Source organism: Curtobacterium citreum, assembly GCF_006715175.1.
Classification (GTDB): Bacteria; Actinomycetota; Actinomycetes; order Actinomycetales; family Microbacteriaceae; genus Curtobacterium; species Curtobacterium citreum.
On the sequence record NZ_VFMQ01000001.1, the window covers coordinates 1,184,101 to 1,205,759 of the forward strand.

Genomic DNA, 21,659 nt, shown 5'->3' on the forward strand with positions numbered 1-21,659 from the left:
GTCCTGGCAGACCGTGTACCCCACCCAAACCACCCCGTCGCGTGCCCCCGAAGAGGGGGCATGACCCGAACCGACACCCCCGTTCTGGTGCCACCCGGCATCGGGCCGGTGCCGACCCCCGTTGCAGTTCCCGCCGCACGCGCCGCCCACCCAGCGGCATCCGCCGGCCCTGCGGTGACCGTGGCTCGGCGGGCGCTCGCCTCCCGCCTGCGCGCCACGGCGACGCAGCTCGCCTCGTTCGGCGCCGTCTGCTTCGTGATCGACCTCGGCGTCTACAACCTGCTGCGCGCGACCGTCCTGACCGACGGTCCGATCGCCGCCAAGATCGTCTCCGCCGTCGTCGCCACCGCGGTCGCGTGGCTCGCGAACCGCTCCATCACGTTCCGCTCGCAGCGGCAGGTCGGCCGGAAGGAGACCCTCCGCGAGGGACTCCTCTTCGCCGTCACGAACGTCGTCGGCCTCGGCATCGCCGCAGCCTGCCTGTTCGTCTCGCACTACGTCCTCGGCTTCACCTCGACCCTCGCCGACAACGTCGCCGGCAACGGGGTGGGCCTCGTCCTCGGCACCGTCTTCCGGTTCGTCGCGTACAAGGCCCTCGTCTTCCGTTCCACCGACGCTCACGCGAAGGAGCACGCCGCATGACCATCACCGCCACGCTGCTGACGGCCGCCGGGCCGCTGCTGCAGCCGAACGAGGGGACCGGGCCCGCAGGGAACCTCCCGAACCGTGGGACCACGGACGTCCCGACGGGAGGCTCGGGGCAGGCCCCGCAGGTCGCCTGGTCGCTGGGTGAGTGGATCGGGTACTCCGTGCTCATCGCCGTCTCCGTGCTGCTCACGGTGATCGCACTCACCACTCTGTGGTGGATGCTCCACGCATGGCGGTCACGAGACGCCCTGAAGTCGACGAGCTTCAGCCAGACACCGTTGCCCGCGGCGCACCGCTTCACGCTCCTCGTGCCCGGGCGGCACGAGCAGGACGTGATGGGCCAGACGCTCGACATGCTCGCCACGCAGGACCACCCGGACTTCGAGATCATCGCGATCGTCGGCGAGGACGACCCGGAGACCGACGCGGTCGTCCGGGCCGCCGCGGCCCGCCACCCGTCCCTCATCAAGGTGGTCGTGGACGACACGGCGCCGAAGAACAAGCCGAAGGCGATGAACCTCGCCCTGCAGTACGCGACGGGCGACATCGTGGGCGTGTTCGACGCCGAGGACGAGGTCTACCCGCGCCTGTTGAGCCTCGTCGACTCGCGGTTCCAGGAGACCGGTGCCGACGTCGTACAGGGCGGTGTGCAGCTCATGAACTTCCGGTCGAGCTGGTGGGCGCTCCGCAACGTGCTCGAGTACTACTTCTGGTTCCGGTCCCGCCTGCACTTCCACGCCGGTTCGAAGTTCATCCCGCTCGGCGGCAACACCGTGTTCGTGACGAAGGAACGCCTCGACTGGTCGAACGGCTGGGACGCACACTGCCTTGCAGAGGACTGCGAGCTGGGTGTGCGGCTGTCCGCCGACGGCGCGAAGGTCGTCGTCGCCTACAGCCCTGAAGCCGTCACCCGCGAGGAGACCCCGCCCACGTTCGCGTCCCTGCTCAAGCAGCGGACCCGGTGGAACCAGGGGTTCCTCCAGGTGCTCGGGAAGGGGGAGTGGAGGAAGCTGCCCTCGTTCCGTCAGCGGTTCTTCGCGCGGTACATGCTGACGATGCCCTTCGTCCAGGCCGCGACCGGCCTGCTGATCCCGCTGAGCGCCCTGATGATCCTCTTCGTCAAGGTGCCCACCGCGATCGCGCTCATGACGTTCATCCCCGTGGCGCCGACGCTCATGCTGCTCGCCGTCGAGGTCGTCGGGCTGAACGAGTTCGGCCGGCTGTACCAGGAGAAGGTCCGGGCGCGTGACTACGTGTTCCTCGTGCTCGGGCTCGTGCCGTACCAGGTGTTCCTCGCCGCGGCTGCGGTCCGGGCGGTCGTCCGGCACGTCAAGGGCCAGAACGGCTGGGAAAAGACCGAGCACACCGGCCAGCACCGCACGGGAGCCGTGCAGCAGGAGGTCGTCGGGTTCGCGAACGCCGTGACCACCGACGCCGGGACCCGCGAACTCGCCGGTTCGACCGCAGGAGGTGGCCGATGAGCGCCAGCATCACCCACACCACCGGGATCCCGGTCCGGGGGGCTGCATCGTTCTCCGGCGTCCGCGGGTGGTTCCGGGTCCATGCAGCCAGCCTCGGCTGGCTCGTGCCGGTCCTCGCCGTCACCGTCGTCGTGCAGGCGTGGAACATGGCCGGCACGCCGCAGCGCATCGACGACGAGGGCACCTACACGGCGCAGGCCTGGGCGATCGGGCACCTCGGCGAGCTCACCCACTACACGTACTGGTACGACCACCCGCCGCTCGGGTGGATCCAGATCGCCGGGTACACCGCGTTGACGGGCGCCTTCGCCCGCTACCCGTTCGCCGTCGAGGCCGGCCGCGAGGCGATGGTCTTCTTCGCCGCCGTGTCGAGCCTCCTGCTCTTCGTCCTCGCTCGCCGACTCGGCGCTGGTCGGGCGACCGCGGCCGCGGCAGGGCTCGTGTTCGCGCTCTCCCCGCTGGCCCTGCAGTACCACCGCACGGTCTACATCGACAACGTGGCGACGCCGTGGCTCCTCGCCGCGTTCGTCCTCGTGCTCAGCCGGCGTCAGCAGCTCGCCGGGTTCGCCGGGGCGGCAGCCTGCCTGGGCGTGGCCGTGCTCTCGAAGGAGACCTACCTGCTCGCGCTGCCGTTCCTCGTCTGGATCGCCGTGCGTCGGGCCGACCGCAGCACACGCCGGTACACGCTGAGCGTGGCCGGCGCGGTCCTGGTCGTGATCGGTGGAGGGTACCTGTTGCTCGCCGCGGTCAAGGGCGAACTCCTGCCCGGCAGCGGCCGGGTGAGCCTCCTCCAGGGCATCACCTACCAGCTCGGATCCCGTGCCGCGTCCGGCTCCGTCTTCGACGCGGGGAGCCTGGCGAACCAGGCGGCGTCCCAGTGGTGGGCGCTCGACCCCGTGTTCATCGTGCTCGGCACGGTCGCGGCGGTCGTCGGGCTCTTCCTGCGTCGGGTCCGACCGATCGCGGCGATGCTGGTGTTCCTGCTCGCGATGATGTTCCGTCCGAACGGGTACCTGCCGGTGCCCTACGTCATCGTGCTCGTCCCGTTCGCGGCGCTGCTCGTGGCGTACACGGCCGAGCGGGCGGTCCTCGCCGTCGCGGGGCGGACACGCAGCCGCGCGGGGAGCCGGATCGGCGGCGTCGCACGACGCGGGCTGGGGGCTGCCTGGGTCGCCGTCACCGCGACCGCGCTCGCCGTGGCCGTCCCCCTCTGGGGCGTCCAGCTCCGCGGGTTCCTGGTCGCGGACCTGGACCGGCCGATGCAGCAGGCCGAGCAGTGGGTCGGCGACAACGTCCCGAAGTCGTCACGGCTGCTCGTGGACGACGCCATGTGGGTCGACCTGGTCCGTGACGGTTTCGCCCGCGACAACGTGATCTGGTACTACAAGCTCGACACCGACGCCGCCGTGCAGCGCCAGTCGCCGAACGGGTGGAAGGACTCGGACTACGTCGTCACGACCGACTCGATGCGCACCGGTGGCAACTCGTCGCGGGACGTCTCGCTCGCGGTCCAGAACTCGACGAGCGTCGCGAGCTTCGGCACCGGTGACCAGCGAGTGGACGTCCGTCGCATCCACGCAGCGGGGACGACCGCCGCGGACGAGGCCATCACCGCCGCCACGAACGGGCGGAAGACGATGGGCACCGAGCTGGCACAGAACCCGGCGCTCCGTGCCGACGCCGGCACGAGGTCCCAGTTCCGCGCCGGTCAGGTCGACTCCCGTGCGATGCTCGCCCTCGGGCAGGTCCTAGCCGACCAGGACGTCCGCGTCGACCGTTTCACGTCCCTGACCGGCGAGGAGCGGCAGCCGTTCCGACGGGTTGTCCTGCACACGAGCAGCGGCGAGACCGCCGTCCGGGTCGCAGACACCTTCGCGGCGATGAGCGAAGCGATCCGACCGGCGGACATCGAACGGGACGGCAGCCGGGTCGTCGTGACCTACGCCCCCGCCGACCCGACCACGACGCCGACCACGGCGTCCTGAGGCCGCTGGCTGCGTGCCCACCCACGTGACGAGCAACGGCCGCGAGCGGGCGGCAACGGCCGTACTGGGCACGAGGAGCGAGCAGGTTCCGCCCGCTCGCTCGCTGGCCCCGACCCGGAAGCCCGACCCGAAGTCCCGACCGGAGACACCGAACCCGATCCCGGAACCCGACCCCGAGGAGCACCACGATGCACACCACCGACACCACCGACACCACCGACACCACCGGAACCACGAACACCCGCGTCGCGGCGCGGCATGCCCTGTCGCGTCGCGCAGCCCGCCGCCCGCTCGTCGTCGGCGGCGTCGCTGCCGCCCTCGTCGCCGCTGCCGTCGGGCTCACCGTTCCGCAGACGGCGACCGCGGCGACGTCCGGCGACGAGGGCTGGCTGCGCGTCGGTCACCTGTCCCCGGACACCAAGGGGGTCGACGTCGAGCTCACCAGTCTGTCCGGCGGCAAGAAGGTCTTCGAGCTCGACGACGTGACCTACGGCCAGGTCAGCCCGTACCAGGAGCTCCCGGTCGGGACCTACGTGCTGTCCATGCGCGCTGCCGACGACCCGGACTCCACGCCGGTCATCTCGACCGACGTGCAGGTGCAGCAGGGCGACGCGAACACCGTCGTCGCCTACGGCAAGAACGACGACCTCAAGACGACCGCGTTCACCGACGACCTGCAGCAGCCGGGCGACGGCAAGGCGAAGCTGCGGCTCGTGCAGGCGGCGACCACCGCGAAGGAGGTCGACGTCAGCACCGCCGACGGCACCACCGTCGCGCAGGACGCCGCGTTCGGGACCGCGACCCGGTACGCGACCGTCGGCGCGGGGAAGTGGCGGCTCGACGTCTCCGGCGACGGGCAGCGTGGGACCGCTGACGTCGACCTCGCGGGCAACACCGTGTCGACGCTGTTCGTCCTCGACGACAGCAAGGGGGACCTCACCGTCGTCCCGGTGACCGACGCCGCAGCCACGGCGGCCACCCCGTCGGGCGGCGTCCAGACCGGCGGCGGTGGCTCCGCCGCAGGACGTCCCGTCACCGAGTTCACGCACGCGGTCGTCGCGGCGTTCCGCTCGCTCTTCCGCTGACGGGCAGGAGGCGCGGTGCACGTGAGCGGGTCCGCCCACGGGCGCCGCGCCTCCGCAACGACCGTCCCCGACCACCGGAGAGGTACAGCCGGCATGACCCGCAAGACCTGGATACCCATCGCCGCCGCGGCGACGCTCGTCGTCGCCGTCGGCGCCGCGCTCGTCGCCGTCCGCCCGTGGAGCGCGACGGCGCCGCAGGCCTCGATCACCTCGAACGCCACCTCGACGTCCGCTCCGGACGTCGACCGGAGCGCCGCGCAGTTGCGCTCCGACTTCATCGACCGCTACGTGCGCGACGGCCGGGTCGTCCGGACCGACCAGGGCGGCGACACCGTGAGCGAGGGGCAGGCCTACGGCCTGCTCGTCGCCTACGCGAGTGACGACCGGAAGACCTTCGGCGAGGTCTGGTCGTGGACGGAACGCCACCTGCTGACGGACGACCACCTGCTGGCGTGGCGGTGGACACCAGGAGCGGGCGTCGCGGATGACCAGTCCGCGAGCGACGCCGACCTCGACGCGGCCCGCGCCCTCGTGCTCGCGGGAGAGCGATGGGACGACGCGCGGTACACCGAGGCGGGGAAGACCCTCGCCGCGGCGATCCTCGACCACGAGACCGCCGAGACCGACCTCGGCACGATCCTGTTGCCAGGGCCGTGGGCCGACCGGGAGCCCTACCGCTACAACGCGTCGTACGCATCGCCGGCGGCGTTCCGCGTCCTGGAGCGTGCGACCGGTGACCGACGTTGGGCAGCGCTCGCGAACGGGTCCCGCGCCGCGACCGCCGCGGTCCTCCGGGCCAGCGCCCTTCCGAGCGACTGGTCTCAGGTGCACGCCGACGGTGCAGTCGACCCGATGGCGGCGTCCGGCGACCAGGGACCGGTCGTCTACGGGTGGGACGCGATGCGACTCCCGCTCCGTTGGGCCGAGGCCTGCTCCGCACCGGACCGGGCCCTCGCCGGGCAACTCGCGCCCACGCTGCGGCGCAGCACGACGCTCGCGGCGCAGCTCGACCTCGGCGGCACAGCCGTGACCACGGACACCAGTGCGCTCGCCTACGCCGCCCGGGCGGCCGCCGAGCAGGCGGACGGTTCGTCGTCGGCGGTGACCGCGGACCTGCGTCGGAGCGACCGGACGTCGGCGACGACCCGGACGTACTACGGCGACGCCTGGGCGGCGCTCGGCGCGACGATGCTCACGTCGGACGTCCTCGGCGGGTGCGCGGTCGGTCCCCGGAGCGACTCGTGAGCGGACGCCGGGCCGCTGCGCCGCGTCGCGAGCACCCGACCACCGTGGTGCGCGGGCGACGTCGAGCGAGCGGGCGTCGCGGGGTGGTCGTCGCCGGAGCGGTCGCGGCCGTGCTCGTCGTCGGCGGCATCGCCGGGGTGGCCGTCGCAGCGACCGGCGCCGGCGGCGCTGCGACCGGCCGTGCCGCGGGGACCAGCGCGTCGGCGTCGACCGATCCCGGCGCCGCGAGGAACGGGTCCGGCGGGAGCGACACGTCCGGGTTCCAGGACCCGGCCGCACCGGCGGCGCGGTCGAACGCGACGCCGGTCCGTGTGGAGATCCCGGCGATCGGCGTCTCCTCGGGGCTGGAGGACCTCGGCCGCGGTCCCGCCGGCGAGCTGGACCCGCCGAAGGACTGGGACAGTGCCGGCTGGTTCTCCGGTGGGATCGTCCCCGGGCAGGTCGGTCCCGCGGTCATCGCGGGCCACGTCGACAGCCCGACCAGCGCCGCCGTGTTCTACCGTCTCGACGAACTCGTGCCCGGTGACCAGGTGCAGGTCGGGATGTCCGACGGGACCACCCGTACGTTCACCGTCGAGCGGTCCGAGCGTGCGGCGAAGTCCGCCTTCCCGACGAGCGACGTCTACGGCAGTGCGCCGACGCCCCAACTCCGGCTGATCACGTGCGACGGCACCTTCGACACCGCGACCGGCCACTACACGGACAATCTGATCGTGTTCGCAGACCTGTCGTCAGGATAGGCCCGACGCGCTTCGGTATCGTCTGACCCGACCCGCAAGGAGCACCATGAGCAAGTCCCTGGTCATCATCCCGACCTACGACGAGGCGGAGAACGTCCGTCCGATCGTCGCGCGCACCCTCGCCGCGACCGACGACAGCGTGCACGTGCTGGTCGTCGACGACAACTCCCCGGACGGCACCGGCGACATCGCCGACGCGATCGCCCGTGAGACCGACCGGGTGCACGTGATGCACCGCACGGTCAAGGACGGCCTCGGCGGCGCGTACCTCGCGGGGTTCGCCTGGGGTCTGGAGCACGGGTACGACAAGCTCGTCGAGATGGACGCCGACGGCTCGCACCACCCGGAGTACCTCCCGTGGATGCTCGAGCTCGCCGACTCGAACGACCTGGTCCTCGGTTCCCGTTGGATCAAGGGCGGTGAGGTCGAGAACTGGCCCTGGTACCGCGAGCTGCTGTCCCGCGGCGGGAACCTGTACACCCGGATGGCGCTCGGCATCGCCGTGCGGGACGCGACGGGCGGCTTCCGGGTCTTCACCTCGTCGGCGTTCGAACGGATCGACCTGGCCGGTGTCGCCTCGAAGGGCTACTGCTTCCAGGTCGACCTGTGCTGGCGCGCCCTCGAGGCCGGCCTGCGCGTCGTCGAGACGCCCATCACCTTCACCGAGCGCGAGTTCGGCGTCTCGAAGATGAGCGGCAACATCGTGCGCGAGAGCCTGACCCTCGTCACGAAGTGGGGCATCGACCGCCGGCTCCGCGAGCTCCGCTCGCTCATGCGCGATCACCGGCGGCTGCCCTCGGTGCGCCGCAACGCGCACGCGGTCGGCGACCGCACCGCCTGACGCGGCGGGTCTGCCGGACCTGCAGGACGGACGGGAGGCGCGGTGCCGGCTGGCACCGCGCCTCCCGTCCGTCCGGTGGTCGCCTCGGCGACCCCCGTCGCCTTGGTGAGCGCCGTCGCCGTGGTGACCACCGTCGCCGTGGTGACTACCGGAGCACGACGACCCCGCGGCCGTCGAAGTGGACGCGGCCGTCCTCGACCGAGGCCGACCCGAACCGGTAGAGCTCCTCGCCCGAGCTGTCCGGGACCGGCACGTCCGCGGCATCGTCGGCGAAGTGCACGACGACGTGGACGGGCGCTGCGTCAGGTCCGAGCAGCCCGCGCGTGAGCACGAGCCACCGGTCGTCCGCGTCGAAGCGGACCGCGTTCGCCTCGTAGCGGTGGTCGACGAACGCCTGCTCGGTCCGACGCAGCGCGACGAGCACCCGGTAGGCGCGGAGGATCGCCGCACCCCGCTCCGAGGTGACGTCGGCCCATTCGAGCTTGGAGTTCGTGAACGTCGTCGGGTCCTGCGGGTCGGGCACCGTCGACTCGTCCCAGCCGTGCTGCGCGAACTCCTTGATGCGTCCCTCGGCCGTCACCTTGCCGAGTTCGGGCTCCGGGTGCGAGGTGAAGAACTGCCACGGCGTCGTCGCAGCGAACTCCTCGCCCATGAACAGCATGGGCGTGAACGGCCCGAGCAGGGTCAGCGCGGCCGCGATGACGAGCGACTCGTCGTCGAGGGTCGCGGCGAGCCGGTCACCTGCGGCCCGGTTGCCGATCTGGTCGTGGTTCTGGTTCGCGACGACGAGGGCGGTCGCGGGCGAGGTCCCGCGGTCGATCGGTCGACCGTGCCGCTTCCCGCGGAACGACGACCACGTACCGTCGTGGAAGAACCCGTGGTCCAGGACCTTCGCGAGCGCCGACAGCGGGGCGAAGTCGGCGTAGTAGCCGTTCGTCTCCCCGGTCACCGCCACGTGCACGGCGTGGTGGAAGTCGTCGGACCACTGACCGGTGAGGCCGTACCCGCCGGCTTCCTGCGGGCGGAACATGACCGGGTCGTTGAGGTCCGACTCCGCGATGAGCGACAGCGGGCGTCCGACGGACTGCGCGTACGCCTCGGTCTCGGAGGCCATCGCCTGCAGGACGTGGGGCCGGGTGGTGTCGCGGATGGCGTGCACCGCGTCGAGGCGGAGCCCGTCGACGTGGTGGTCGCGGAACCACATGCGCACGTTGTCGAGCACGTACCGGCGGACCTCGGGGTCCTCGACGTTGACCGAGTCACCCCACGTGTTGCCGAGCCCCTGGAGCAGGTACGGCCCGTACAGCGGCAGGTAGTTCCCGCTGGGCCCGAGGTGGTTGTACACGACGTCCTGGATGACGCCGAGGCCGAGCGCGTGCGCCGTGTCGACGAACCGGTCGTAGGCGTCGGGACCACCGTAGGGGTGGTGCACGGCGAACCAGCCGACACCGTCGTAGCCCCAGTTCCACTCGCCGTTCACCGCGTTGACGGGGAGCAGCTCGACGAACTCCACCCCGAGCTCGACGAGGTGGTCGAGCTTGGCGGCCGCGGCGTCGAGCGTGCCCTCGGGGGTGAAGGTGCCGACGTGCATCTCGTAGATCACGGCCCCACGGGCGGGCCGACCGGTCCACGACTCGTCGGTCCAGGCGAAGCGCTCGGGGTCCACGACCTCGGACGGGCCGTGCACGCCCTCGGGCTGGTACCGGCTGCGCGGATCGGGTCGGACGGAGTCGTCGTCGTCGATGCGGAAGCCGTAGCGCGCGCCGACGACGGGGACGACGTCGTCGGTCGCCCACCAGTCGTCGTCGCCGCGGGTCATGGCGTACTCGGTGCCGTCGACGACCAGGCGCACGCGCTCGGGGTTCGGCGCCCAGACGGCGTAGCGGGCGGGAACGGTCATGCGTGACCCTCCAGGATCTCGATCTCGGCCTGCTGGTCGGAGACCGCAGCGGTGTTGTTCGTGCTCGTGCCGGACGTCACCGGTGCGGCGTCGTGCTCGGATCCGGTGGGGTCGGCGTCCGCGACGTCCGCCGGGACGAGCAGGGCGACGGGCAGGTCGGCGAGCAGCGCCGACAGGGCGATGCCGCGGGACGCCGGGAAGCGACGACCGGTCAGCAGGTCGACCCGGTCGGCCGGCACCGGGTGGACGAGCGTGTCGCCCCACCCGCCGACGCGCTCGAGCCCGACGGGCAGCCGCGTCGCGACCGTCACGGCACCGCCGCGGTCGAACGCGAGCACGTGGTCGGCGGCGATGCCGGTGGCCTCGAGCCCGAGGTACCGGGTGAAGAGCTCGGGGTGGTCGCGTCGGACCCGCAGGGCGCGGCTCGTCACGAGGACCTTCGCCGCACCGTCCAGGCCGACCGCGGGCAGCTGCTCCGGACCGGTGCCCTCGGGGCCGTCGAGCGTCGCGAGGACGTGCCGCAGCTCCGTGTAGTCGACCGGGCGGCGGTTGTCCGGGTCGACGAGCGAGCGGTCCCACGCCTCGGTGCCCTGGTAGACGTCCGGGACGCCCGGCATCGTCAGCTGGACCAGCTTCTGCGCGAGCCCGTTCGACCAGCCGGCCGCGTCGATCGTGCGGTCGAGCTCGTCGAGCACCGCGACCACGCGCGGGTCGTCGAACGCGGCGTCCACGAGGGCGTGCATCTGCTGTTCGAAGGCCTCGTCCGGTTCGGTCCAGGTCGTGCTGTCACCGGCTTCGCGCGAGGCCTTCTCGGCGTACGCGTGCAGGCGCTCGCGGCTGGCCGGGCGGGCACCCACGATCGCCTGCCAGAGCAGGTCCGCGAACACCGCGTCGTCGAGCGGCGCGAGGGCGTTCAGCTGCTCGAGGGCGCTCGACCACTCCGACCCGAGCTCGGCGAGCACCGCGATGCGGGCGCGGGTGTCCTCGCTCCGCTTGGTGTCGTGCGTGGTCAGCGTGGTCATCGTGTGCGGCCAGCTGCCCTGACGCTCGCGCTGCGCCTGGTGGAAGTCGTCGACCGACACCGCGAACACGCTCGGGTCGCCGCCGACCTCGCTCAGGGAGCTCAGGCGCGACGTCCGGTAGAACGCGGTGTCCTCGACGCCCTTCGCCATCACCATGCCCGAGGTCTGCTGCAGGCGGAGCGCCGCGGCGTGCCCGGGGTCGACGAGCGCCGGCGCGATCCGGTCGATCACGTCGTCCAGGTCCGGCCGCGTCTCAGCCGCGCGCTCCAGGGCGTCGATCAGGTGGTGGACGCCCTCGGGCAGGTAGGTGCGGTAGACGTCGAACGATGCGACGATCTCGGCCACCGCGTCGACCACGCGCTCCTGCGGCAGGTCACCGGCCGTCGACGCGAGGAGCCGGGCGAGTCGGGCGACCTCGCTGCCGAGGATCCCGTCGGCGATGCCCCGGCGGGTGTCGTGGGTCAGCTGCTGCCAGTCGGTCGGTTCGGCGCCGGACGCGGCGGTCAGCGCCTCTTCGCCCGCGGGGTCGACGAAGACGCGGTCGACGACGCCGAGCGCGTCGTAGCCGGTGGTGCCGTCGACGGGCCACGAGGACGGGAGCTGCTCGCCCGGCTCGAGGATCTTCTCGACCAGCGTGTAAACCCCGCCGGTCAGGTCCGCGAGGTCCTGCAGGTACCCGGCCGGGTCGTACAGACCGTCCGGGTGGTCGATCCGCAGGCCGTCGACGAGCCCGTCGCGGAACCATCCGCCGATCGTGTCGTGCGACGCCGCGAACACCTCGGGCTCCTCGACGCGGATCGCCGCGAGGGTGTTCACGGCGAAGAACCGGCGGTAGTTCAGCTCGTGGTCCGCGCGCTTCCAGTGCACGAACGCGTAGTGCTGGCGGGCGTGCACGGTCTCGACGTCGTCGCCGTCCTGCACGGTTCCGGGAGCGGTCGGGTAGGCGGTCTCGCCGACGTACAGCCGACCGTCCCGCAGCTCGACGGCGTCGAGCAGGCGGTCGTCGAGCACCGGGACGCGGACCTTGCCGTCGCCGGCTTCCCAGTCGACGTCGAACGCCCACGCGACCGGGCTGGCCTGGCCCTGTTCGAGCAGCGACCACCACCACGGGTTCGCCTCGGGCGTCGCGACGCCGACGTGGTTCGGGACGACGTCGACGAGCACGCCGAGTCCGGCGGCGTGGGCGGCCTCGGCGAGCCCGCGCAGCGCTGCGTCGCCGCCGCGCTCGGTGTCGACGTGGGAGTGGTCGACGACGTCGTAGCCGTGCTGCGAACCGGGCTCTGCCTGGAGCACGGGGGAGAGGTACACCCAGTCGGCGCCGAGGTCGCGGATGTGCTCGACCACGTCCTGCGCCCGGGTGAGGTCGAAGTCGGGGGTGACCTGCAGTCGGTAGGTGGACGTGGGGACGCGTCTGGCGGTCACCTGGTGGCTCCTGTGCTGGCGGGTTCGGGAGTGGCGCTGTCGTCGGCCGGCTCGGAGCTCGCCGGCTCGGAGCTCGACGGGTCCGTGCCCGCCGGGTCCGTCGCCGAGGTGGCGGGCGAGGCCGCGGGGTTGGTCGGCGTGGACGGCTTCGCGTCCGTGGCGGCGTCGACCGGGGCCGTCGTCACCTCGTGGTCGGGCTCGGCGCGGAGCACGATCATCGACCGTGCGGGAACGTCGAGCGGCGTCCCGGCGTCGAGGACCTCGTCGCGGGCACCCGGGTCGGCGGTGTCGATCCGCACGGTCCAGCCCGGCGAGTACTCCTCCGGGGGCAGGGTGAACGTCACCACGTCGTCGTGTGCGTTGTAGTACGTCAGGAACGCCACGTCGGTGACGCGCTCGCCCCAGCGGTCACGCCCGCGGATGCCCTCGCCGTTCAGGTACATCCCGACGCTCTTCCCGAAGCCGGAGTCCCAGTCCTCGGGGTCCATGGCGTCACCGGAGGGCGTCAGCCACACGACGTCGGGGAGCGGTTCGCCCTCGCCCCGGCGGACCGGACGGCCGTTGAAGTACCGCGTGCGGCGGAACGTCGGGTGGTCGTGGCGGAGCTTCACGACGTCGGCGGTGAACTGGATGAGCTCGTCGTCGGCGTGCTCCCAGTCGATCCAGCTGATCGGCGAGTCCTGGGCGTAGACGTTGTTGTTGCCGCCCTGGGTCCGCCCGAGCTCGTCACCGTGCGTGATCATCGGCACGCCCTGGCTGAGGAGCAGCGTCGCGAGGAAGTTCCGGCGTCGCTGCAGCCGGAGTGCGTTCACCGCGGGGTCGTCGGTCGGCCCCTCGGCGCCGGAGTTCCACGAGCGGTTGTGGCTCTCGCCGTCGTTGTTGTCCTCGCCGTTGGCCTCGTTGTGCTTCTCGTTGTAGGCGACGAGGTCGTACAGCGTGAAGCCGTCGTGCGCGGTGATGAAGTTGATGCTCGCCTTGGGGGTGCGGCCGTCGTGCTCGTACAGGTCGGCCGACCCGGAGATACGGGACGCGAACTCGCCGAGCGTCGACGGCTCGCCGCGCCAGAAGTCGCGCACGGTGTCGCGGTACTTGCCGTTCCACTCCGACCACTGCGGCGGGAAGTTGCCGACCTGGTAGCCGCCGGGACCGACGTCCCACGGTTCCGCGATGAGCTTGACCTGCGACACGATCGGGTCCTGCTGGACCAGTTCGAAGAAGGCTGCCAGGCGGTCGACCTCGTAGAACTCCCGCGCCAGGGCCGCCGCGAGGTCGAAGCGGAACCCGTCCACGTGCATCTCGGTCACCCAGTACCGCAGCGAGTCCATGATCAGCTGCAGCGAGTGCGGGTGACCCACGTTGAGCGAGTTGCCGGTGCCCGTGGTGTCCATGTAGTACCGCTTGTCGTCGTCGACCAGGCGGTAGTACGCGGCGTTGTCGATGCCGCGGAAGGACAGCGTGGGACCGAGGTGGTTGCCCTCGGCGGTGTGGTTGTAGACGACGTCGAGCACGACCTCGATCCCCGCACGGTGCAGCTCGCGCACCATCGCCTTGAACTCCTGCACCTGCTGCCCGCGGTCGCCGGACGACGAGTAGTGCGAGTGCGGCGCGAAGAACCCGATGGTGTTGTAGCCCCAGTAGTTCGACAGCCCCTTCTCCTGCAGGGTCGAGTCGTTCACGAACTGGTGCACCGGCATGAGCTCGAGGGTCGTGACGCCCAGTCGCTTGAGGTGCTCGATGACCGCCGGGTGCGCGACGCCGGCGTAGGTGCCGCGCTGATCCTCCGGGACGTCGGGGTGTGTCTCGGTGAGGCCCTTGACGTGCGCCTCGTAGATGACGGTCTCGCCGTACGGGATGCCCGGCGAGCGGTCGCCCTGCCAGTCGAAGAAGGGGTTGATGACGACCCCCTTCATCATGTGGGGCGCCGAGTCCTGGTCGTCGGTCGAGTCGGGGTCGCCGAAGGTGTACGAGAACAGCGCCTGGTCCCAGTCGATGTCGCCGCTGGTCGCCTTGGCGTAGGGGTCGAGGAGCAGCTTGTTCGGGTTGCCGCGCAGTCCGTGCGCCGGGTCGTACGGGGCGTGCACGCGGAAGCCGTACTCCTGCCCCGGTGCCACGTTCGGCAGGTACGCGTGCCAGACGTGCGCGTCGACCTCGACCAGGTCGACGCACTCCTCGTTCCCCGCGTCGTCGAAGAGGCACAGTTCCACGCGGTCGGCGACCTCGCTGAACAGGGCGAAGTTCGTGCCGCTGCCGTCGTAGGTCGCCCCGAGGGGGTACGGACTGCCGGGCCAGGTGTGCAAACGGTCCTCCAGGTGTGGGTGCCGCCAACGTATCGGCGCGGCCCCTCCGCGTCCGCAGACAAGCCCCAGCAGTGGACGAGGGTGACTCCGCGCGTCGCTGTGGAGGAGTGGCCGAGTAGCCTCGCGCGCATGGCCAACATCGTGAGTCAGATCGCAGACAAGGTGCGCCCGATCGGCGTCTCCACCAACTACGGCGAGCCGGTCGAGGTCGGCGACCAGACCCTCATCCCGGTGTCGCTGGGCTGGTTCGGCTTCGGCGGCGGCGGGGACGGCGACGACAACGGCGGCGGGGGTGGCGGCGGCGTGTCGATCCCCGTCGGCGCCTACGTGCGCCGTCCCGGACAGGACCTGCAGTTCGAGCCGAACCTCATCTCGCTGCTCGCGGTCAGCATCCCGACCATCTGGGTGACCGGCAAGGCGCTCGCCAAGGTGGTCCGCGCACTCAAGAAGTGACCACAGGACGGACGGGAGGATCGTGGCGACGCCGCCACGATCCTCCCGTCCGTCATCTGGTCGCCACCCGTCTAGACTGCTGCCACACACACGGGAGTCCGGGACCACCGGGCTGAGAGGGAGCGAACGGCGCTCCGACCGTCGAACCTGATCCGGGTCATGCCGGCGCAGGGAGGAGTCAGCACCATGCCTGCAACCATGCAGTCCACCGTCCCGTCCACCACCCTCCGGCGGTCGCTCCGCTGGCGCGTGGTCGACGTCGTCGTCGCCAGCGTCCTCGCGGTCGCGATCGGCGTCGTCTTCAAGCTCTGGGAGTTCGGCTACGAGCCGCTCAGCGCGGGAGCCGCCCTCGTCCTGCCGGGATCGCAGTCGCTGTTCGGCGGCGTCTGGCTGCTCGCCGGGCCGATCGTCGCGATCGTCGTGCGGAAGCCCGGAGCCGCCCTGTACGCCGAGATGGTCGCCGCCTCGGTCGAGGCGCTGCTCGGCACGCAGTGGGGGTGGCTGACGCTCGAGGCCGGTCTCGTGCAGGGCCTGGGCGCCGAGCTCGTCCTCGCGCTGTTCCTGTACCGCGTGTACCGGCTGCCGGTCGTCGTCCTCGCGGGCGCGGCCGCCGGTCTCGCGCTCGGCATCAACGACACCGTCCTGTGGTACCCGGGGCTCGACGCCGGCTTCAAGGCCGTCTACGTCGTGTGCGCCGTGGTCTCCGGTGCCGTCATCGCGGGTGCCGGGTCCTGGGCGATCGTCCGGGCGCTCGCCGCGACCGGTGTCCTGTCGCAGTTCGCGGTCGGCCGGGAGCACGCCAAGCGCACGACCCGCAGCGCAGCGTGACGGCCGTGTCCGCCGGTCGTGCGGACGCAGCGCCCGCGACCGAGGTCCCGGCGAGCACCGGACCGGCCGGCATCGTCTTCCGTGACTGGGGGTGGCGCTACGCCGCCCGCAACGAGTGGGCGGTCCGCGGGGTCCACCTCGAGGTGCGCCCGGGAGAGCGGGTCGCGGTCGTCGGACCGTCCGGCGCCGGCAAGTCGACGGTGCTGCGGGCCGTCGCGGCGGTGCTGCCCGACGAGCCGGACCCGGCCGACGACACCGCCGCGGCCGTCCAGGGCACGGTGCTCGTCGACGGTGCCGCACCGGGGACGGTCCGTGGACGGGTCGGGCTCGTCATGCAGGACCCCGAGGCGCACACCGTGATGTCGCGTGTCGGGGACGACGTCGCGTTCGGGTGCGAGAACACCGGCGTGCCGCGTGACGAGACCTGGCGGCGCGTCCGGTCGGCCCTCGACGTGGTCGGCCTCGACCTGCCGCTCGACCGGTCGACGACCGCGCTGTCCGGCGGGCAGCGGCAGCGCCTCGCGCTCGCGGGCGTGCTCGCGATGCGGCCGGGCGCGCTCGTGCTCGACGAGCCGTGCGCGAACCTCGACCCGGACGGCGTGCGCCAGGTGCACGACGCCGTGCGTGCGGTCCTCGACGAGACCGGTGCGACGCTGCTCGTCGTCGAGCACCGGATCGGCACCTGGCTCGACCTGGTCGACCGGCTCGTGCTGCTCGCTCCCGCCGGCGGGGTCGTCGCGGACGGCACGCCGGCCGAGGTCCTCGCCGCGCACGGTCCGGCGCTCGGGGCGGCGGGCGTGTGGGTGCCCGGGTCGGAGCCCGCTCGGGGCTCGGCTCGGCAGGCGATCCCCGCGGAGGACCGCGCGCACGCTCGGGCGCTGCTCGACGCTCGGGGACTCGCGACGGCGCGCGGTCGGGGTCACCGGGTCGGCAGCGGCATCGACCTGACGGTCCGGCGCGGGCGTGTGCTGGCGGTGACCGGGCCGAACGGCGTCGGGAAGTCGACGCTCGGCCTGACGCTCGCCGGGCTCCTCGCCCCCGACGACGGCGTCCTCGAGGCCACCCCCGCCCTGCGGCACGGCCTGGCCGGGGCGGCGCCGTCGTCCTGGTCCAGCCGGGAGCTCGCCGGCCGGATCGGGACGGTGTTCCAGGACCCCGAGCACCAGTTCGTCGCGGCCACCGTACGGCAGGAGCTCGCCGCCGGACCTCGGGCGCTCGGTCGTGCGGACGTCGAGGACCAGGTGGAGCGGGTGCTCGACGACCTCGGCTTGGCACACCTGGCCGACGCGAACCCCTTCACGCTGTCCGGTGGTGAGCAGCGACGGCTCGCGATCGGCACGGTGCTCGCGGCGGAGCCCGACGTGCTCGTGCTCGACGAGCCGACCTCCGGACAGGACCGTGCCACGTGGCAGGCCGTCGTGGACCGGCTCGGCGCGCTCGCGGACGCGGGGACGGCTGTCGTCGCCGTGACGCACGACCGTGACCTGGTGCGGGCGCTCGACGCGGACGAGGTGGTGCTCGGCCCGGAGGGCGTGCGACCGGCCGGCCCGGGCGGTCTGCGGCCGACCGGCCCGGGGACGGCGGACGGTGTCGTCGCCGACGTGGCGGGGGATGCCCGGCCGGTCGTCCCGGGGACCGCAGCCGACGCGCGGGGGCGATCCGTGCCTCCCGTCCGGCCCCGCGGGATCCGCGGGGTGCAGCCCGTCGCGTCCCTGCTCGGGGTGCTCGCGCTCGGGCTGCTGCTCGTCCTGAGCCTGGACGTCGTGTCCGCAGCCGTCGCGCTCCTGCTCGAGGTCCTGCTGCTGCCGCTGCTCCGCATCCCCTGGCGCACGCTCCTGCTGCGGACCGCACCCCTGACTGCAGCGGTCCCGCTGACGGCCGTGAGCATCGCGCTGTACGGCCGGCCGTCCGGACGCGAGTGGTTCGACCTCGGCTTCGTGCGCGTCACCGACGGGTCGCTCGAGCTCGCCCTGGCGACCGCTCTCCGGGTGCTCGGCGTCGGACTGCCGGCGATCGCGCTGTTCGTGCGGGTCGACCCGACCGACCTCGCGGACGGGCTGGCGCAGCTCCTGCGGCTGCCCGCTCGGTTCGTGCTCGGGGCACTGGCGGCGGTGCGGATGACGACCCTGCTCGGCGGGGACTGGCGGCAGCTGCGCAGTGCCCGGCGTGCCCGCGGGTTGGCCGACACCGGGCGGCTGCGTCGGGGTGCGTCGATGGCGTTCGCGCTGCTCGTGGTCGCGCTCCGGCGGGCGACGACGCTCGCGGTGGCGATGGAGTCGCGTGGGTTCGGGGCACCGGGTCGGCGGACGTGGGCACGACCGGCGCGCTTCGGCGGCCCCGAGTGGGCGATGGTCGCGGTGCTCGTCGGGATCGGTGCGGTGTCGGTCGCGGTGGCCGTGGGCGCGGGGACGTGGCGTGTCTGACGGGGTCGCGGACGCCCTGGCGGCTGCGGCGGCCGCTGCAGCTGCAGTTGCGGGTGCTGCTCCGGGTCTCCGTGCGGCTTCCGGGCGGGGGCGGCTCGTCGTGCTGGTCGACGGGCGCTCGGGGACCGGCAAGACGACGCTCGGCGACGCCCTCGGGGACCGGCTCGGCGCCCGGGTCGTGCACCTCGACGACGTCTACCCGGGGTGGGACGGGCTCCGTGCGGCGGCTGACGCGGTGGTGACGGACGTCCTCGGCGCCCGTTCCGGCTACCGGCGGTGGGACTGGACGACGTCGACCACGGCGGGGTGGGAGTCGATCGACCCGGACGTGCCGCTCGTCGTCGAGGGGTGCGGTGCGCTGTCCCGGGCTTCGGCGCCGCTCGCGTCCTTCCGCGTCTGGCTCGAGGCGGACGACACCGTCCGGCGCGACCGGGCGATCGGCCGTGACGGCGAGGTCTTCGCCCGGGAGTGGGACCGGTGGGCAGCGCAGGAGTCGTCCTTCATCGCGGCGGAGGACCCGGCGGCGCTGGCGGACGTGGTGGTGCGGACGTAGGGGTGCCGGGTGGACCCGGGGTCGCGCCGTGTGGACTCGTGGTCGCTACGCCCACCCGAGTTCGTGCAGCCGCTCGTCGTCGATCCCGTAGAAGTGCCCGATCTCGTGCACCAGCGTCGTGTGGACCTCGTCCCGGAGTTCCTCGACGGTGTCGCACTCCAGCAGGTGCTGCTTCCGGAACACCACGATCCGGTCCGGGAGCTCGCCGAAGCCGTACTGGCCACGCTCGGTCGCGGCGACCCCGTCGTAGACGCCGAACAGGTCGGAACCGTCCTCGGGCTCGTCCTCGACGACGAAGACGACGTTGTCGAGTCCGGCAACCATCTCGTCGGGCAGCCGGTCGAGCTCGTCGGTCACGAGCTCCTCGAACGCGTCGGCGGACATCTCCATCACGGGCACGATCGTGGCACAGCGGACTGTCCGACGGCTGGAGCGTCACGACCCGTCGTCGGTCGACCTCCCCAGCTCGATCCCGGCAGCCGACAGGGCTCGGCCCATCGCCGAGGCGGCGGTCGCCGCCGCTTCCGGGGTGACGTGCAGGGCATCGACCCGCACGAGCTGGTCGTCGATCACCGCGGGACAGCGACTGCTCGCGCACCAGACGGGCGTGGTGTCGACGAGCCTGACGCCGTCCAGGCGGGCGACCAGGCGCCGCTGCTGCGCACTGGGCCGCGTCTCGCACATGGCCGGTCGTCCGCCCGGAACAGCGCAGGACCGGATGTCGGGTCCGACCGGGTTCGGGAGCAGGAAAGCGATGGCCGCGTCGGTCCGCGTCTCGTCGAGCAGATCGCGGAGCCCGTCGACCAGGGGCGTGGACTCATCCCGGGAACCCTCGGCGTTCATCACGAGCACGAGGTCCGGCTGCAGCTCCTCGATCGTCGTCACCACCTGCTGCTTGTGACGCTCGCAACCGTCCCCGTCGGTGTCGAAGTGGATCTCGGCGGCGGTGAAGGGACACCCGAAGCGCGCGAGGTCCAGGATGCGCCACGCAGATCCCTCGCCCTCGACGAGCTGGCGGAGAGCCGGCATCGTGAAGGCAGCGGTGGAGTCACCGACCAGGACCGCGAGTCGGCCGTCAGGCGCGCCGAACGTGCACGACGTCCTGTCCCGCCCTCCTGTCTGTTGCGAGCAGCGGAGCACGTCGGCCCAACGCGGGGACGACACCTGTCGGGTGAGGTAGTCGTCCGCCGAGACGTCGTCGATCGACGGGGTCGTCGACGGCCAGCTGCGGAGACCGAGTCCGGCGCGGATGGCTGCTGCGCGTCGCTGGTCCAGCGCGGGACCGGCCGTGCCGTCCGGGTTGAGGTCGGTGTCGTCCCGGTCCGGGTCGGCGACGGCGCCGGTCCGGTCCGGATCAGCGGCCGGATCTCGTTCCGCCGTCGCCGCGACCTCGCCGTCCGCCACCGAGGAGTCGACCCGGGACTGGTCTGCTCCGACCGCCTTGACACAGAGCAGGATCGCGATCGTCGAGAGTGCGACCATCCCCGCCAACAGGGCCCGGGACCGGTCCTGTCCGAGTCGCCCCCGGGCGCGGTGTCGGAGGGGGCGTCGCGATCTCGACGGCGTGTCGCGCTCTGGTGCTGACCTGGCCGTCGCCCACGACCGGACCGGGCGTTCGACGCCCCAGGTCGTCGCGATGGACAGGGCGAGGGGGACGAGCAGGGACAAGGGGAGGAGGACGTGGGGCGGGGCACCCGGGAGGACGGCAGGCAGGAGGACGATGACCGGCCAGTGCCAGAGGTAGAGCGGGTAGCTGATCGAGGCCAGACCCTGCGCCGGCGCCGAGACCAGCCTCGGCGACTCGCGGTTCTGCCCGCCGCTCAGGATGATCCCGGCGGCTGCCAGCACGGCAGGGACCGCGATCGGCATCGGAGCACCGAGACGCTCGTCACCAGCGAGCAGGACCGCCAGGAGCACCGCTCCGCTGCATGCTCGGACCACTCGGCGCAGTCGGTGGTGGTGCCCGAGGGGATCGGGCACGAAGGCCAGCAGTGATCCGCTCGCGAGTTCCCAGACGCGGGACTGGGTCGCGAAGTACCCGCCGACCGGCTCGGCCATGCCCGCACACAGTGCTGACGCGACCGCGAGGACGAGAACGAGCGCGACGGCCGCGCGCCGTGACCACCCCAGGACGAGGACCATCAGGAGCGGCCACGCCAGGTAGAACTGCTCCTCGACCGCGAGCGACCAGAAGTGCTGCAGCGGAGACGGTGGGGCATCCCGCGCGAAGTAGTTCGTCCCGTCCGCCGCGAAGTGCCAGTTCGCTGCGCCGATCGCAGCGAAGACAGCGTCACGAGCGACGCTCGCTGCGCGGCCGCTCGGGAGGACAGCGACGGCGATCACGACGGTGACGGCGATGGTGATCGCCGCGGCGGGCAAGAGGCGGAGGGCTCGGCGTCGAGCGAACCCGAGGAGATCGATCCGTCCGGTGCCGCTGTGTTCGCGGAGCAGGTTCGTCGTGATGACGAAGCCCGACACCACGAAGAAGACGTCGACGCCGAGGTAGCCCCCGACGGGCCGACCGAGCAGATGGTCGAGCACCACAGCGAGGATCGCGACGGCCCGGAGGCCTTCGATGTCCGATCGTCGTGTCGTTGGTGCGGTGGTCACGCGGCCAACGCTAGGAACGACTCTGCGCCTGGAGCGAGTTCTTCACATGTCGTACTTCGCGGGCCCGGTTGTCCACAGGCTGACCGCGTCGTCGCGACAACGGAGAAGCCCCGGTCCGAAGGACCG

At 72.3% G+C, this 21,659-nt stretch carries 16 protein-coding genes and 1 riboswitch; of the genes, 11 read left to right on the plus strand and 5 right to left on the minus strand.

The genetic code is table 11. The features are described from left to right. The first annotated feature begins 60 nt into the window (after positions 1-60). The 7 genes from FB462_RS05720 to FB462_RS05750 all read left to right on the plus strand — a co-directional run bounded on the left by FB462_RS05720 (position 61) and on the right by FB462_RS05750 (position 8,025). The gene (locus tag FB462_RS05720) at positions 61-642 is read left to right on the plus strand and encodes a GtrA family protein (RefSeq protein WP_141860657.1); all 582 of its coding nucleotides are present in this window, start codon (positions 61-63) and stop codon (positions 640-642) included. After that, positions 639-2,129 carry a glycosyltransferase gene (locus tag FB462_RS05725; RefSeq protein WP_208738895.1) on the plus strand — a complete coding sequence of 497 codons (1,491 nt, stop codon included), beginning with the start codon at positions 639-641 and terminating at the stop codon, positions 2,127-2,129. The genes FB462_RS05720 and FB462_RS05725 overlap by 4 nt, the downstream gene beginning before the upstream one ends. Then, positions 2,126-4,114 carry an ArnT family glycosyltransferase gene (locus FB462_RS05730; protein ID WP_141860659.1) on the plus strand — a complete coding sequence of 663 codons (1,989 nt, stop codon included), beginning with the start codon at positions 2,126-2,128 and terminating at the stop codon, positions 4,112-4,114. The genes FB462_RS05725 and FB462_RS05730 overlap by 4 nt, the downstream gene beginning before the upstream one ends. A gap of 188 nt (positions 4,115-4,302) precedes the next feature. Further along, positions 4,303-5,199, plus strand: coding sequence for a DUF4397 domain-containing protein (locus FB462_RS05735; protein WP_141860661.1), 897 nt, complete (start codon positions 4,303-4,305; stop codon positions 5,197-5,199). Between the two features lie 93 nt (positions 5,200-5,292). Beyond that, positions 5,293-6,444, plus strand: coding sequence for a family 8 glycosyl hydrolase (locus FB462_RS05740; RefSeq protein WP_141860663.1), 1,152 nt, complete (start codon positions 5,293-5,295; stop codon positions 6,442-6,444). Beyond that, positions 6,441-7,184 carry a class F sortase gene (locus FB462_RS05745; RefSeq protein ID WP_141860665.1) on the plus strand — a complete coding sequence of 248 codons (744 nt, stop codon included), beginning with the start codon at positions 6,441-6,443 and terminating at the stop codon, positions 7,182-7,184. The genes FB462_RS05740 and FB462_RS05745 overlap by 4 nt, the downstream gene beginning before the upstream one ends. Before the next feature lie 46 nt (positions 7,185-7,230). Next, the gene (locus tag FB462_RS05750; RefSeq protein ID WP_114849020.1) at positions 7,231-8,025 is read left to right on the plus strand and encodes a polyprenol monophosphomannose synthase; all 795 of its coding nucleotides are present in this window, start codon (positions 7,231-7,233) and stop codon (positions 8,023-8,025) included. A 145-nt stretch (positions 8,026-8,170) separates the two neighbouring features. On the opposite strand, the gene treZ is transcribed toward FB462_RS05750, so the two are convergent. Genes treZ through glgX form a run of 3 tightly spaced genes read right to left on the minus strand, consistent with a single transcriptional unit; the run spans position 8,171 to position 14,666 of the window. Continuing rightward, entirely contained in the window at positions 8,171-9,925 is a 1,755-nt protein-coding gene (gene treZ / locus FB462_RS05755; RefSeq protein ID WP_114849021.1) for a malto-oligosyltrehalose trehalohydrolase, read from the minus strand. Beyond that, positions 9,922-12,369: a malto-oligosyltrehalose synthase gene (gene treY / locus FB462_RS05760; protein ID WP_141860667.1), complete on the minus strand. Its 2,448-nt coding sequence runs from the start codon at positions 12,367-12,369 to the stop codon at positions 9,922-9,924. Before treY ends, treZ begins: the two co-directional genes overlap by 4 nt. Then, entirely contained in the window at positions 12,366-14,666 is a 2,301-nt protein-coding gene (glgX, locus tag FB462_RS05765; RefSeq protein WP_229666735.1) for a glycogen debranching protein GlgX, read from the minus strand. The genes treY and glgX overlap by 4 nt, the downstream gene beginning before the upstream one ends. Before the next feature lie 129 nt (positions 14,667-14,795). On the opposite strand from glgX, the gene FB462_RS05770 reads away from it, so the two are divergent. From FB462_RS05770 to FB462_RS05785, 4 genes are all read left to right on the plus strand, one after another. Next, the gene (locus FB462_RS05770) at positions 14,796-15,119 is read left to right on the plus strand and encodes a spore germination protein GerW family protein (RefSeq protein ID WP_058769316.1); all 324 of its coding nucleotides are present in this window, start codon (positions 14,796-14,798) and stop codon (positions 15,117-15,119) included. A gap of 80 nt (positions 15,120-15,199) precedes the next feature. Next, positions 15,200-15,311: riboswitch (TPP riboswitch) on the plus strand. Further along, positions 15,306-15,947 (plus strand): ECF transporter S component, encoded by a 642-nt coding sequence (locus tag FB462_RS05775; RefSeq protein ID WP_114849190.1) that lies wholly within the window; start codon positions 15,306-15,308, stop codon positions 15,945-15,947. It overlaps the preceding riboswitch by 6 nt. Positions 15,948-15,952: 5 nt before the next feature. Continuing rightward, a complete protein-coding gene (locus FB462_RS17225) occupies positions 15,953-18,370 on the plus strand; it encodes an ATP-binding cassette domain-containing protein (RefSeq protein ID WP_167510023.1) in 2,418 nt (805 codons plus the stop codon). After that, positions 18,363-18,923, plus strand: coding sequence for a nucleoside/nucleotide kinase family protein (locus tag FB462_RS05785; protein WP_229666733.1), 561 nt, complete (start codon positions 18,363-18,365; stop codon positions 18,921-18,923). The genes FB462_RS17225 and FB462_RS05785 overlap by 8 nt, the downstream gene beginning before the upstream one ends. A gap of 45 nt (positions 18,924-18,968) precedes the next feature. Here FB462_RS05785 and FB462_RS05790 read toward each other — a convergent pair whose 3' ends face one another. Together FB462_RS05790 and FB462_RS05795 are read right to left on the minus strand one after the other, a co-directional pair. Beyond that, entirely contained in the window at positions 18,969-19,313 is a 345-nt protein-coding gene (locus tag FB462_RS05790) for a metallopeptidase family protein (protein ID WP_114849023.1), read from the minus strand. A gap of 45 nt (positions 19,314-19,358) precedes the next feature. Then, on the minus strand, positions 19,359-21,533 hold the full coding sequence (locus tag FB462_RS05795; protein WP_141860669.1) for an acyltransferase family protein: 2,175 nt from the start codon (positions 21,531-21,533) through the stop codon (positions 19,359-19,361). Positions 21,534-21,659: the final 126 nt, after the last annotated feature.

What these genes read in the sequence shown, in the direction of transcription:
- FB462_RS05720 (WP_141860657.1), top strand. Translation starts at nt 61, where the DNA reads ATGACCCGAACCGACACCCCCGTTCTGGTGCCACCCGGCATCGGGCCG.
- FB462_RS05725 (WP_208738895.1), top strand. Translation starts at nt 639, where the DNA reads ATGACCATCACCGCCACGCTGCTGACGGCCGCCGGGCCGCTGCTGCAG.
- FB462_RS05730 (WP_141860659.1), top strand. Translation starts at nt 2,126, where the DNA reads ATGAGCGCCAGCATCACCCACACCACCGGGATCCCGGTCCGGGGGGCT.
- FB462_RS05735 (WP_141860661.1), top strand. Translation starts at nt 4,303, where the DNA reads ATGCACACCACCGACACCACCGACACCACCGACACCACCGGAACCACG.
- FB462_RS05740 (WP_141860663.1), top strand. Translation starts at nt 5,293, where the DNA reads ATGACCCGCAAGACCTGGATACCCATCGCCGCCGCGGCGACGCTCGTC.
- FB462_RS05750 (WP_114849020.1), top strand. Translation starts at nt 7,231, where the DNA reads ATGAGCAAGTCCCTGGTCATCATCCCGACCTACGACGAGGCGGAGAAC.
- treZ (WP_114849021.1), bottom strand. Translation starts at nt 9,925, where the DNA reads ATGACCGTTCCCGCCCGCTACGCCGTCTGGGCGCCGAACCCCGAGCGC.
- FB462_RS05770 (WP_058769316.1), top strand. Translation starts at nt 14,796, where the DNA reads ATGGCCAACATCGTGAGTCAGATCGCAGACAAGGTGCGCCCGATCGGC.
- FB462_RS05775 (WP_114849190.1), top strand. Translation starts at nt 15,306, where the DNA reads ATGCCTGCAACCATGCAGTCCACCGTCCCGTCCACCACCCTCCGGCGG.
- FB462_RS05790 (WP_114849023.1), bottom strand. Translation starts at nt 19,313, where the DNA reads ATGGAGATGTCCGCCGACGCGTTCGAGGAGCTCGTGACCGACGAGCTC.